The organism is Chitinophaga sp. ARDCPP14, from assembly GCF_051362515.1.
Lineage (GTDB): Bacteria > Bacteroidota > Bacteroidia > Chitinophagales > Chitinophagaceae > Chitinophaga.
Map to the genome: position 1 here is coordinate 302,191 of NZ_JBKIXB010000001.1, position 13,586 is coordinate 315,776.

General features: G+C 46.3%; 11 protein-coding genes and 1 riboswitch. Of the genes, 2 read left to right on the forward strand and 9 right to left on the reverse strand.

Annotation, left to right across the window (positions count from 1 at the left end; genetic code table 11):
• The first annotated feature begins 76 nt into the window (after positions 1-76).
• Positions 77-288: riboswitch (cobalamin riboswitch) on the forward strand.
• Positions 289-463: 175 nt separating this feature from the next.
• Positions 464-1,594: a DUF5074 domain-containing protein gene (locus tag ACLHR0_RS01175; protein WP_436484298.1), complete on the forward strand. Its 1,131-nt coding sequence runs from the start codon at positions 464-466 to the stop codon at positions 1,592-1,594.
• A 65-nt stretch (positions 1,595-1,659) separates the two neighbouring features.
• On the opposite strand, the gene ACLHR0_RS01180 is transcribed toward ACLHR0_RS01175, so the two are convergent.
• From ACLHR0_RS01180 to ACLHR0_RS01210, 7 genes are all read right to left on the reverse strand, one after another.
• The gene (locus tag ACLHR0_RS01180) at positions 1,660-2,670 is read right to left on the reverse strand and encodes a PDDEXK nuclease domain-containing protein (protein ID WP_436484299.1); all 1,011 of its coding nucleotides are present in this window, start codon (positions 2,668-2,670) and stop codon (positions 1,660-1,662) included.
• 262 nt (positions 2,671-2,932) lie between these two features.
• Positions 2,933-4,015, reverse strand: coding sequence for a DUF2652 domain-containing protein (locus tag ACLHR0_RS01185; protein WP_436484300.1), 1,083 nt, complete (start codon positions 4,013-4,015; stop codon positions 2,933-2,935).
• A 70-nt stretch (positions 4,016-4,085) separates the two neighbouring features.
• Positions 4,086-6,047, reverse strand: a complete 1,962-nt coding sequence (locus ACLHR0_RS01190; protein ID WP_436484301.1) for a hypothetical protein — start codon at positions 6,045-6,047, stop codon at positions 4,086-4,088.
• Between the two features lie 44 nt (positions 6,048-6,091).
• Complete coding sequence (locus tag ACLHR0_RS01195) at positions 6,092-7,690, reverse strand: solute:sodium symporter family transporter (protein ID WP_429045646.1); 1,599 nt, start codon at positions 7,688-7,690, stop codon at positions 6,092-6,094.
• Between the two features lie 12 nt (positions 7,691-7,702).
• Positions 7,703-8,719 carry a GntR family transcriptional regulator gene (locus ACLHR0_RS01200; protein WP_436484302.1) on the reverse strand — a complete coding sequence of 339 codons (1,017 nt, stop codon included), beginning with the start codon at positions 8,717-8,719 and terminating at the stop codon, positions 7,703-7,705.
• Positions 8,720-8,767: 48 nt separating this feature from the next.
• Positions 8,768-9,841 carry a UDP-glucose--hexose-1-phosphate uridylyltransferase gene (locus tag ACLHR0_RS01205; RefSeq protein WP_436484303.1) on the reverse strand — a complete coding sequence of 358 codons (1,074 nt, stop codon included), beginning with the start codon at positions 9,839-9,841 and terminating at the stop codon, positions 8,768-8,770.
• Between the two features lie 6 nt (positions 9,842-9,847).
• Positions 9,848-12,055 (reverse strand): alpha-galactosidase, encoded by a 2,208-nt coding sequence (locus tag ACLHR0_RS01210; RefSeq protein WP_436484304.1) that lies wholly within the window; start codon positions 12,053-12,055, stop codon positions 9,848-9,850.
• Positions 12,056-12,167: 112 nt separating this feature from the next.
• Between ACLHR0_RS01210 and ACLHR0_RS01215 the strand changes: the two genes are divergently transcribed.
• The gene (locus tag ACLHR0_RS01215; protein ID WP_436484305.1) at positions 12,168-12,476 is read left to right on the forward strand and encodes a hypothetical protein; all 309 of its coding nucleotides are present in this window, start codon (positions 12,168-12,170) and stop codon (positions 12,474-12,476) included.
• A 29-nt stretch (positions 12,477-12,505) separates the two neighbouring features.
• Here the strand turns inward: ACLHR0_RS01215 and ACLHR0_RS01220 are convergent, their stop codons facing one another.
• Together ACLHR0_RS01220 and ACLHR0_RS01225 are read right to left on the reverse strand one after the other, a co-directional pair.
• A complete protein-coding gene (locus ACLHR0_RS01220) occupies positions 12,506-12,850 on the reverse strand; it encodes a winged helix-turn-helix transcriptional regulator (RefSeq protein WP_436484306.1) in 345 nt (114 codons plus the stop codon).
• Between the two features lie 70 nt (positions 12,851-12,920).
• Positions 12,921-13,556, reverse strand: a complete 636-nt coding sequence (locus tag ACLHR0_RS01225; RefSeq protein ID WP_436484307.1) for a DUF4142 domain-containing protein — start codon at positions 13,554-13,556, stop codon at positions 12,921-12,923.
• Positions 13,557-13,586 lie beyond the last annotated feature (30 nt).

A 13,586-nucleotide genomic window follows, 5' to 3' on the forward strand; every position in this document is an offset into this window, starting at 1 on the left:
TAACAGGTTACAAAGGCAACCCATCCACTGAAATTCCTCCTACCACATCATTTTGGCAATTATACCTAATTACCGTAGGTTTGCTTCCGCATTTGGTTCCGCCCCGTGGCGGATTAAAAGGGAATCCGGTGTAAAACCGGAGCTATCCCCGTAGCTGTAATCCTGCATTTATCGTCAGATAAATTGTTTTTCCGGATGAACTCCATACCACTGTCTGCCTGTCCGGCAGATGGGAAGGTCCCGGAAAAGCAGGTAAGCCAGAAGACCTGCCTCTTGTAATTAATCATTCAACGCTTTCGGGTGAAATGCTACGAATGTGGGCCTGCCAGCCATTTTATGCGCTGTTATTTTTTTTCGTTTAGCCTTAGGCGTAATGCCTGAGGATAGCCGGCATTATGATCATTTCTCCAGGGCTTTACCCTGGGAGAAAACCACGTTGTATTTTCTTAATAAAACAATAAATATGAAAAAACAGTTATTATCCTTTCTGTCTGCAGCATTGATGCTGTTTGTTGCTTCCTGCCAAAAAGATGATGCGTTACAGCCGCTCGAACGCCAACGCACAAACGAAACCGGTACCGGCGGTGTTACGGCTTCGTTAATCGCCGGTAAATACGGCAATGGATTTTTTATCGCCAACGAAGGGTGGTTTGGCCACGGCACCGGTGACCTGCATTTCTACTCCTACAGTGGCGATAGTCTTGTCCCTAACATTTATCATGCAGAGAACCCCGCCGGCGCGCTGGGCGGCCCTTCCAACACGCTGCAGTATGCTACTATCTTCAACGGTAAAATGTATATTGTTGTAAAAGCAGGCGGCCCGCTGGTAGTGACAGATGCCGGCAGCCTCGTGGAAACCGGTCGTATTACTACCCTGCCAGGTAATGATGGTCACGCTTTTATCGGTGTGGATGCCACCCGCGGATTGCTGAGTGCGAAAGATGGCGTATATCCCATCACGTTACCTTCCCTCGCTGTAGGCGCTAAAATAACCGGTGTAGCCGGTTATACCGGTGATATGTTAAAAGCCGGCAGCTATATTTTTGTGTTGTCCCAAACAGATGGCATCGTTGCTTTAAACAGCAGCACCTATGCCGTAGTAAAAAAGTTCGGTGCGGCCAACCTGGCCTTTGCTGCCGGTAAAGATGGCGGCGTATATGCCACCAACGCAGATTCCCTGATCCGTATAGATCCGGCTACCCTGGCGCGTACCGCAGTAAAATTGCCTTTCACAGTACCTTCCCCATGGGGCGCATGGCGTCATGCGGCCATCACTGCCTCTACAACGGAAAATGCCGTTTACATTGTGCGTAACAACGGCTTTGCCGGGGGCACTCAACTGTATCGCTATATCATTGGTAACACGGCATCTCTTGCATCTCCTTTTATTACACTGCCTTCCGGCCAGTATTTCTATGGCGCCGGCGCAGCGTATAACAAGGATAAAAATGAACTGGTGATGACTACGCTGAACGGTTCCTTCACCGGGGATGTGAACAGGGTGCTGATGTATGATGCCACTACGGCCACATTGAAAAAAACGCTCACTTACAACGGATGGTATTTCCCGGCCATGCCTGTATTTCATGAGTAGAGGAGGAAATAAAAAGAGGGTGCCTCAAATTTACTTTTGAGGCACCCTCTTTGATTATTTGCCAATTATTCATCCATTAATTCCCTTTCCATCTCCTCAATAGTAGGTAGTTGAGTCTTCAAATTATCCGGTATAATTTCAGAGAGCTCAAAGGAACTTATACCAATAGGTTTATTCAAATCACGTAAAGCGTATTCCACTTCTATTTTATCCTTCATTCTGCACAATATCATTCCAATTGAGGGACTATCAGTAGGATGTTTTAATTGGCTGTCCACTGCTGATAAATAGAAGTTTAATTTACCGGCATACTCGGGTTGAAATTTTCCAGCCTTCAATTCAATAACCACAAAACAACGAAGGTGCAAGTGATAAAATAATAAATCCAGGAAATAATCCGATTCACTGATTTCTATTTTATACTGACGACCAACAAAAGCAAAGCCCTTTCCAAGTTCCAGCATGAAGTGAGTTATTTTCTGTGTAAGCGCCAGTTCGATTTCCCGCTCCTGGGCATTCTCTTCCAACCCAAGAAAATCAAAATGATAGGGATCTTTGATGCTTTCAGCTGCAAGGTCAGACTGTGGCTTTGGAAGAGTAAATGCAAAGTTATGGTCTGCTTTCCCTTGCCTTAAGTGGTAATTACCCTTAATATTAATTTCAAGCTGATCTCTTGACCAGCCATTTCTTTGTGTGGCTTTCGCGTACTGTATGGCTATTTTAAGGTCTTTTATTTTTGAAATCAGGAGCCGTTGATAAGACCAGGGTAATTGTGCCACAGGTTGTGGCACAAATTCAAATTCCTTCGAAAAGAAGAGATACCATTGCCGGATTGTATATAAATTTCGTCGCGAGAAGCCGTTTATTTCCGGGAAACTCCTCTTCAAATCAATAGCAAGTTGCTCAAGAAAGTTATCCCCCCATTTCGCTTCCATTTGTCGTTGGACGATTTCCTTCCCTAGCTCCCAATACAGTTCAATCAAAGTAGTATTGAAATTGGCTGCCGCTTTTAATTGAGCTTGTCTTACTTTATTCTTTATTTCTAGTAGCCATTCTTTATAACCATCTCTACTCATTTATTTTTATTTACCGTTAAATGATCTGCATTTATCATTAGGCCAATAAATTAAAAAAACGATGATGGTAGAAATAAATCAAGTAAGTGAATAAAGAAGTATTAACTACCTGATAACATTTTGGTAAATAAGAATGATAAACGTTATGCTGGATTAAGAATATGCGTGCTTCAATGAGTTGCTGATTTAATGCAATCGCCGATTAGGTTGCTAATACTCTGTTAGAGATGATAATGCTTTATTTCCGGAATTACACCCTTCATTAAAAATCCAACGGCAATTTCATATTCATTACCACAGGCTCCAGCTTTTCAAGCGATTTCCATAAACCCGCTTCCACCTTATCTTTTTCCGTGAACCGGAAAAGCCATTGCCGTATAAAATTTTTAGGGAGATAATAATCAATAGTTAACCGGCTTCTCCGGTCTGTTACCTTTTCCACCGTATAGTAGAAAGCGTTATGCCGCTTCTCATCTGTTTCACTGAACAACGCCTTTTGTTCCGGGTTGTACGAGAAACTGCTGGTGAACATGATCACATGTTCGCCATTATCCATCACATGCCGGTGACGGCTACCTATACCAGGGAGAAAATGTTCTACCTCATCTATTGCGATCACACCGGTTTGCCACAGGTGCCTGAACTCAAAATGCACTACGGTATAAATAAGTGTTTTAATATCCGTGTCAAATTCCTTCGACACGGAAATCATCTTCGTTTTATTTTTAAGCTCTACCTGTGGGTCGGGATCGGGTGGTAACGTATTGCGCAGTTCACTTAAATGGGTGTAGTGAAAAGAAATATTACCGGTTTCTGTTTGTTTGATGCTGGCATCCCATGTCATCCATTGCGCCAGTCCTTCCGGCGGCTCATCACGCAACAGGTTATCTGTTACCAGCCAGTATTCATGCTGCTCAATATCATTTTTCAACAGCTGGTGCGCCACGATCACATCTTTCCCTATCAGCTTACTGAAATTCTTTACCTGGTAGGTGGTAAACTCGCCATAGTGGGTAATTACCTTCAGGGTAAGGTCAATAGCGGATACACATGCCTTACACTGGCAAATTTTGCGGTGATTGTAATTGACCAGGTACCGATGAAATTCGCAGAACATCTTTTCCACCTGCTTATACAGTACTTCCAGCTCCGGCGGGGATCCAAACTTATAGAACAGGATGGCGTCACCTTCCACTTCAGATACTTCCAGGCCCGACTGATTAGCATTTATCAGCAGTTCCAACAGTTGCTGGATAATATGGCGGCTGTGCTCAATCTCTATTTCATTCACAAAACGGGTAAAGCCACTTATATCCGGAATAAAAAGCAGCCCTCTATTTTCCATTTTTTTTATTAAAGTTAGAGATAAAAATAATAAAAACGGCATATAGCTGCTCTTCCGGGTATGCCGGTCCTTATTTCTTCTCCAACCGGAAGATCATGGCGTCCGCAGCATCTACCGTTACATGGATCTTCCCTTTCTCTGTGGATGTTTTAGCGGAGAATAATTCTTTACAGCGATATTCCCCGGTGCTGAGTCCCAGCTTACTAAAATCAGCTTCGAAAACGGTGGGTTTCCTGTTGTAGTTCACCACAGCCAGGTAGGTAAACCGGCCGCTGTTGTGTACAAACAGGCTGGAAGGGGTGTCGCCGGTATGATGATCTACCGGAACAAAACCATTGGGCAACTGCGCCGCTTCCATCACATCGCGGTTTTGCAGCAGTTGCTGCGCCACGCCGGAAGCGCTGCTGTACTCAGCATAGTCATCGCCGGTAATAACGGTGCCGGTAACGATGGCAGAGGTAAGGCGCGCCCTGTTTTCACCAGGACTGGCGCCCGCAAACACCACGTGATCCGCATCTGTAAAATCGTATACTTTATTTTGCCACCAACCCAAACTGGTGGCATTAAGGGTATAGGCTGTTTCGTCAATGTTCTTAAACGCATCGCAGGCGATACGGCGCATATGCACATACCTGCCGGTGGCCATACCGGGCGAAATAGCGGCGTATACCAGCATCTTGCTATCCAGCTGATCTACCAGGAATTCCATGCCCTTCCTGAACGCCTGCATGCCCGTATGCACAGAAGGATCATACCAGCCATCTGCCTCTATGGCCGCATGGCCAATGAAGTCGATCTTAATCATTTCAAAGCCGGTTTCCCTGAACCGTTTGATGAGATAGGCGATGCGGTCGCGGGTAGCGGGATGAGTGGGGTCCATGGCACGGGCGCCATCAAAATCGTGGTATTGCCCGTTTACTTTTGTCCAGGTTTCCTCGTAATTATAACGGCTTCCTTCTACCATGCGGGAGGATTTGGACCAGTCTACGAACGGCGCCCAGTAAATACCGGGTTTACATCCCCGTTGTCTGCAATAAGCCACAAATTCTTTCAACTGGCTGAAATCGCCGGTCATGCCGCCTTTGGTCATGTTATCCCAATAAGAGTCGAGGTCTATGTAAAGGCTGCCATCCTTGCCACGGAACGTTTTACAGGAGTCTGCAAAAAAATCGACCACCTGTTTGGCTTTCACCAGGTTCAACTTCGTTTGCATACTTCCCCAGCTGTTCCAGCCCAGCGGCTTTGCCCCCGTCCATTCAAAAATATAGCGGGGCTCTGCGAGGCGGTTAGCACTGCCATATTGCTCCATGCCTTTGCGCCAGTTGGCCGCCGGCAGTACCAGGATTTTCGGGGAGCTGCACAGGGTATCGCCCTGCGTAACTATGCCATGGGGTATTTTGTCGCGGGTAACAAGACTATCAGTCCACCCCGCCACTACAGAAACGTGTGAATTTTCCACCTTTACCCCTGTTTTCCAATTGTTATGCTCTACCGAGCCGAGTATCAGTCCAGCGTTGGTAAGACTGTCGTACAACGCAGTTACCTCTGAACTGGTAAATGCCGGGCCGCGCTGATCCGCTACATGGTACCTGATCCATGCATCATTATCAAAAGGAACGACTACCCCGCTGGTATAAATAGCCGCTTCCCCTGTTAAAGGGCTCATGGCCCGGGAACGGGCGCCCTTTCCCTGCAGAGTTAACGAAGTATAAAAACCATCTTTCCCTTTATATACATAAAATATTTGCTGTTTTTTTACGCCGTTACCGGCAGATGTAATCACATACCGGGTTCCTTCTCCCATACCATCTTTCACGGGTACACTGGTAAAAGTGCGGTTAACAGGAAGGGTATCCGGCCGGCCGGCATCTTCATAAAACGCAAATGCATGCCGGATGATTTCTTTTCCGCCGGTCCACACGGAGTAGGTACCTTTCCGTAAATCGTAGGCGATGTAATTGTTTTTCCCGAAGGAAATATGTTTGACATGAGCGGCCTGCTGCGCATGCAACGGCGTTAACAGGCAAAGCATTCCCGTAACAGATAAAAGGTATCTGCACCAGATCAGAGCGTTATTCATTTTGCAAGTCCTAGTGGTGAAAAGATGATAAATAGCAACACCATTAATATCAATAAAGCAGCGCTGTACCAGTGCCGGTTCTTCCAGGGTTCTACCGATACCACCGGGATCACCGCCGGCTGATAAGGTACGGCCATCGGTTTTATTTTACCGATGATCAGCATCAGCACTGCCGTTATCACAAACGTCATCGCCAACAAATGCAGGTAATGAATACCGGTGTCGAATACCCATTGCAGTAATACATTTACAGCCAGGAAAAATACCAATCCCGCTTTGGCCGCCACCGGCGGAACATGCCGGGTAGCCATGCCCACCACCATGATGGTAAAAATCGGGAGACTGAAAAACCCCGCCAGCATCTGGATATAATTATAAAAACCTCCCTTGAACAACATGATAAAGGGTGCAATCACAATACCCGTGAGCAATACCAGTACCTGGAACAGGCGGGTTCTGCTGATCAGTTCTTTATCCGTGATGCTGCCTTTGCGGGCTATCATAAAAGGTTTATACAAATTCATAGTGAACAGTGTACCCACGCTGTTCAACCCTGCGTTAAAAGTGCTGAGCGCTGCACCAAAAACAATGGCCGCAATTAAACCGGTGTATACCGGCGGCAGCACATCCGCCGCCATCCTGGGAAACACTTCCGCCGTTGCCTGTGGATGGATATACAGGTGCACGGCAATAAGGCCGGGAATGTTGAGCATGAGCGGCGACAACAATTTACACAAACATGCCAGCGCAATCCCCTTCTGGCTTTGCTCCAGGTTCACGGAACCCAGCGCCTGCTGCACAATAAACTGTTCCATGCCCCAGTAATAAATATTCACCAGCAGCATACCGGTAAAAATAGTGCTGAAGGGAACTGCATCGTGTGCACCACCGATAGCATTTAAATGGCTGGTATGGGTGCCGAGTACGGTTAGCAAACCGGTTTCCGCATCGCCATGCCCCAGGTATTTAAACCCGAAATACGGCAGCAGCAATCCGCCGATGATCATACCGCCGCCCAGCAAAGTATCGGAGATACTGATCACTTTTAATCCGCCCAGTACATTGTAGAAAAAGCCCATGATGCCTATCAGGCAGGCCAGCAGCCAGATGGTAGACCAATAGCTGATATGCAGCAGCTCATTCAGGTGAAAGATCCCGTTAAAAGCCACCGCACCGCCGTACAATACCGCGGGAATCAGGTTTACCAGGTAGCTGAGCAGGAAAATAACGGAAACAATTTTCTTGGTGCCCCGGTCATACCGTACTTCCAGGAAATCCGGTGTGGTAACAGCGCCTATACGCAAGTAGATGGGCATCAGGAACTCGCCTACCAGCAACATCGCAAATACAGAAGTAACACCCCACGACATAATAGACATGTTATTGATGAAAACAGATTCGTTTTCACCAATAAACTGGTTGGCGCTGATGTTGGTCATGATGAGCGCACCGCCTATTACCAGCCAGTTTAAACTGCGGCTGCCAAGGAATACGTCGGCGGCTGTTTTCAACTGGTGCCTCCTTGTAATGTACCACGACAATACCGTCATGAGCACCACGAAAAAAGCAAAGCTTATAATAGTAGAAAGTGGCATTAATAATTACTGTTACAAAGATTTTCTTCTTATCAGCACGGTAGGCAATACTTCCTGGATCTTCTCCCGGTTCAGTACAAAAACTGCTGCCTTCTCCGCCATTAATTTAAAGTCCGTGGAATAAGTGGTAATTCCATTGCAGATAATTTCCTTTACCACATCATCATTGTGAGATAAAATGCCTACATCCGTTCCAAGCGTCATTTTCTTTTCCACACAGTCTTTCAGGATAGCCCACAACTCCGTATTATTGATGGTGTAATATACTTTTCCCTTTGCCACCGTACCAGGTACGTATTCCGTTTTAATAACACCGTTGATCTTATGATCTTTTATAAAACGCTTAAAAGCCTTGAGTATTTCTATCGGCGTATCCGTAGAGGGCCGGTAATAAAAGATCATTTCATCAAACTGCTTTATGGTAGCTGTTAACGCAGTGAATGCCCTGTAGGAAGATTCCCCGAACTCCTGCACAATGTAAGAACAATCCATGTTCAACGGTTCGTAGCGGTCAATCATCAGGAACTTATCCACCGGCAGCCCCCGCAGGATCTCCGCGGTTTTGGGATGCGGAATAGGCGCCACCACGTACATGCCATAGCGGCCCTTTACAGATGCCACAATGCTCTCAAATACCTCGATGTTATTGTGATGAAAGAAAACATCCAGCTGTATGTTCTCCCCGAGATGTGCCCGGAAAGTTTTATAAAATGTTTCCTGGAAAGTATCAAACGCAAATAATAACAACGCTACTTTCAACTGCTGGCCGGTATCATCGCTGCTTACAAAAAAGCCCTTCCGGTTTTGCGATGCCACAATACCTCTTTCCACCAGCTCCTTATAACCTTTGGCAATAGTTTCCCTTGCAAATCCCAGCTCTCCGATCAGGTTATTCACAGAAGGCAATGAGTCGCCCCTCGACAACAATCTTGAATTGATAGCATTGATAATTCCCTGAACAAATTGTTCATGTTTAGAAAGACCGGGAATTCCTTCCAGTTCATGTATCTGTTCGTATACGTCCTGCATGTAAGGAAAATTAATCTGGAATTAACTGTACTACACTATCCTACTAAGCTATTGCGTTTTTTCAACACTTGCAACTTTTTGCAGTGAATAATGGGTTTCAGACAGGGATTGTAACTTCCTGGCGGCCCATTCCGGCGTAATATCGCGCTGCGGACTGGCCAGCAGCTCATATCCTACCATAAACTTTTTCACGGATGCAGAACGCAACAGCGGTGGGTAAAAATGCATGTGCCAGTGCCATTCCGGATGATCCCCCGAATTTACGGGCGCCTGGTGCATACCAGCGGAGTAAGGGAAAGATGTTTCAAAAAGGTTATCATATTTTGTGGTTAATCTTTTTAAAATATCCGCCAGCGCAAGATGCTCTTCTTCCGTAAAATGTATCAGATCCGGTACATGCCGTTTGCTGATGATCATGGTTTCAAAAGGCCAAACCGCCCAGAAGGGCACTAATGCCACGAAGTGATCATTCTCACAAACAATCCGTTCCTGTTTCTTTAACTCCAGGGCAACATAACTTTGCAGCAGGCTTTTGCCGGTAGCTTCATAATATTTTTCCTGGTGAGATGTTTCCTTGATCAGTTCCGCCGGCAAATCGCTGGTTGCCCAGATCTGTCCGTGTGGATGAGGGTTGCTGCATCCCATGATATCGCCTTTGTTCTCAAAGATCTGGATATACCTGATAGCCGGATCTGCGGAGAGCTGCCGGTATTCCTCCTGCCACAACGTGATCACTTTCCTGATGTCTGCTACTTCCAGCAATGGCAATGTGAGATCATGCCGCGGAGAAAAACAGATCACGCGGCAGATGCCTTTCACGCCCCGCGCATGCAGTAAGTTATCTGTTATTGTTGCGCCTGCGGGCGTATCTGCCATCAATGCGCCAAAATCATTGGTAAATGCGAAAGGCGCTGTGTAGGCCGGGTTCAGATCCCCGCCCATGCGGCTGTTCCCCGGACATAAGTAACAGGAATCGTCGTACGCCGGCAGCGGATCTTTGTTTACCTTTTCTACTTTGCCCTGCCATGGCCTTTTGGTACGGTGCGGCGATACTAATACCCACTCACCCGTTAAAATGTTTAATCGCTGGTGTGGATGTTCTTCTAACTGGAAATTGTTCATAGATAATCAGGATACTTCGTTGATCTGGATAACCACGCTGGCTCTTTTAACATTCAGCTGCGGATTAAACCCGATGTTCATTAAAAATTCGCCGGTAAATATAGGACTATCCGGGATAGTTGTTGCTTCGCCGGGATAAAGATTAATTTCTTTCAGGCGGTATTTCTTTGCAGGATCCAGGCCCTTTAACCGGATGGGAAATTTGCTGCCTTCGCCATAGCGGTAATTGACCAGGTAGTTAAACAACACGCCGGTGGTTTTCTTTTCATCGAGATACATTATGGCGGCTACGCTGCCCTCGTGCGGATCTGCCAACCGGTACTGGTCGCCGTGCCAGATCACCTCTTTCAAAGCACCATAATTGTTAATCGCCTCCTTGCAGAAAGCAAGATCTTTCTCTTTTAAATCTTTTACCACAATGTCAAAACCCAGCTTGCCCATCATGGCTACATCCACCCTGAACTTAATCGGTTGTTTTCCCCAGTCGGTTACATGGTTGGCGCTGGCAATAGCCGGGTAGAAATAGGAATTTTCCCACTGGATGTAGATCCGCTCCAAAGGATCTGTATTATCGCTGGGCCAATACTCCGTGAAGTACTGCAACGCGGCATAGTCCACACGGCCGCCGCCACCGGAACAAAGCATCATCGACACCTTTGGATATTTAGCGCGTACCCTGGCCAGTACTTTATACAGGCCCCGCACATATTCCACGTATAACTGCGATTGCTGCTGCCGCTGGTAAGCCGACCATGTGTTGTAAATAACGGCATTACAATCCCACTTGATATAAGATAATTTAGGCGCTTTTATGAACAACGAATCCACCACCTTAAACACAAAATCCTGCACCTTTGGATTACTTAAATCCAGCACCAGCTGGTTCCGGAAATAATGTTCTTCGCGGCCGGGTTGTCTTAACACCCAATCGGGGTGTGTGGCATTCAGCTCACTTTTTGGATTCACCATTTCCGGCTCTATCCAGATACCAAATTTCACCCCGTTAAGCTGTGCCATGCTATCCAGTGCAGCGATGCCGTTAGGCAGTTTTTTGCGGTTCTCCTGCCAGTCGCCCAGCCCGGCATGATCACTGTTGCGCGGGAACTTATTCCCAAACCAGCCATCATCCAGCAGGAACAAGTCCACGCCCAGGTCTTTGGTATCTTTTAATAACCCTTTCAGTGCAGATTCATCGAAGTTGAAATAAGTGGCTTCCCAGTTATTTAATAACGTGAGCCGTTCTCCTTTTCCATCCGGTATTTTATAATTCCTCGCCCAGCTTTGCAGCTTACGGCTGGCATCTCCTTTTCCTTTTGTGGAAAAGGTATAGAGGAACGGCGGTGTTTCAAAAGCAGTATTTGCTTTTAATACATAGGGAGATGCATAATTGTTGATCCCTGCTATGATCCGTAAGTTATCCAGGTTATCAAGCTCCAGATCGATCCTGAAATTTCCGCTCCACTCCAGCGATCCGTATAACACGCTGCCCTGGTCTTCTGTAGCCGGTTGATCCAGCGACACCATAAACACCGGCGGCTGGAATAAATTGGCGCGGGTGCCCAGTTTGGAGTCCAGCGTTTTAATGCCATGTGTGAGCAGCCCTTCCTCAGGCTGCATTTCTTTTGCCCAGTCGCCATGATATTGGCGGAGCCAGTAACGGGGAGCTTTGAGATAAAGATTGGCAGATGCAAATTTCTGCAGGGTAACATTTCCTTTTTCCTGGTGCCTGATCACCGACCATTGCTCTATTACATCTTCCGCTTTATATACTTTATAGTACAACGTTACTTCAAACGGGTATACCGGGTCTTTCAGCAGGATACTGATTTCTTCCACACCGGCTTCGCGGGCAGTCACCTTATGACTTACATAACGCAGGTCCAGTGCATTGTTGCCATCGGCATGCGTTACTGCGATGGCGGGTTCCATCAGGTTTTTTGTGCCGGCGGCAGCATAAGCGGCATTGGATACGGTTGAATAGTCTTCGGCTTGTTTGTATGCCAGCGGCGCCTGTTGGTATTCTGCCGCATTGGATAGCTTAGTGCCAAAGTAGATGGTAGACAGTTGTCCTTTTGCATCTACCTGTAATACCACGGCGTTGTTCTTTGATTCCACAGGTATCGTCAATGGCCTGGCATCCTGTGCGAATGCTTGTCCGCAGCAGCACATCGCCAATAACCAGATGCCCTGTTTCAAATGGAAGAATCGTGTCATGAAAAAATCTTTTTAAATTTATAGCTACAGGTCATTATGCGCAATACGGATAACAGGTTGCCCGCTATGGCAATCATTTTTTAATTTAAGCCGTAAATAGCATACGAATATCGTGGAACGGTGTGGTGATCTCATCATTCATAACGCGCTTTCACTAATCGATTTATATCATCTACATCTGTTCTATACTATACTATTCTACAAATATAATTTCCGGTATCGAAACTTCCAAAAAAATCCCCCTGCCACCACCGGGATAAATATATTAGCCCCTCATACCCCCGGCGATGAAGCCGCCACCATCAATATAGAAAAGCTGACAAAAATAGCCCGGTGGATGTATGCCACCGGCTTTACCATATCCAATCTGCAGAACGGCCGGCAATGGAACCCGGCTTTCAGCTGGAAAGGTAAAATATAAGAAAGCAACTGCTTAGGGCAGTTGCTTTCTTATATTATAATCTGCTCCTCCTTCATCAGGAACACGCCATAAGCATTCAATGCATCAATAACAGACAATGCCCGCCGGGCTCTTTCAGTAAGCGCATAATCCACTCGTGGAGGCTTCTCCTGGTATGCCTTCCTGGTGACCATATTTTTTTCTTCGAGGTCGCGCAATTGCGTGATCAGCATTTTATCGGTGATATGCGGGATGGATTTTTTCAGATCACCATATCTTACAGGTCCTTCCTGCAACGCCTCCAGGATAGGAATTTTCCAGGTGCCACCGATATAATTCATCGCAAATTCAACAGGACTGTAATACAGCCTGTTCTGATGCCGGAAATCTTTCATGCCGGAAATTTACTCACGGATTCCCGGTTTTTTGCCTTTACATACCAAAAAGTATATAACAAGGCTATTTCTATTCGTAAGGTGGCGGGCCAACCGGTATCTCCTTAATGCCTAACCGCTTCTGCAACTGCTGCACAGAATCAAGATGCGCATATAACATCGGCAGATTGGCCGCCGCAAATGATTTTATATCACTGTCTGTTGCATTCTTTGCTGCCCGTTGAAATTCCCGGATGTCTTTTTTATGGTCGCTGAGCATCGCATTTACATAAGCCCTGTCGAATTCGTCTCCCTTCTTTTTTCCAAGCCGATCCTTTTCTTTCTGTTGGGAATTTGAGATGGAATCCGGCAACGTTATTTTTTTGGAAGCGGCTAATGCCTTTATTTGCGCTCCCCCGCCGCTGTGATCTTTTACCATCAATGCACCGAAATCCTTTACCTGTTGGTTCCGGGAATTTGTTTGTGCCAACTGTCCCAGTTGCACTTCCATCATTCCCCCACTGGCTGCTTCCACCACGAAATCAGCATCTGCCTGCGACAAAACCACTGATACCGAGTCCGAGGACTTGTTGTTCATAATCTGGCTGTCGATCCGCTCACTATTGGCTTCTTTGGCTTTCTTCTCACTATCTGCAGACCTGTTGTTACAACTCCATAAAAGGAATGCCAATGGCAATGTATAATAAACGAAAAGTGAGTTTTTCATAATACCCTCCTTTTTCGAAAAAACGCCCAA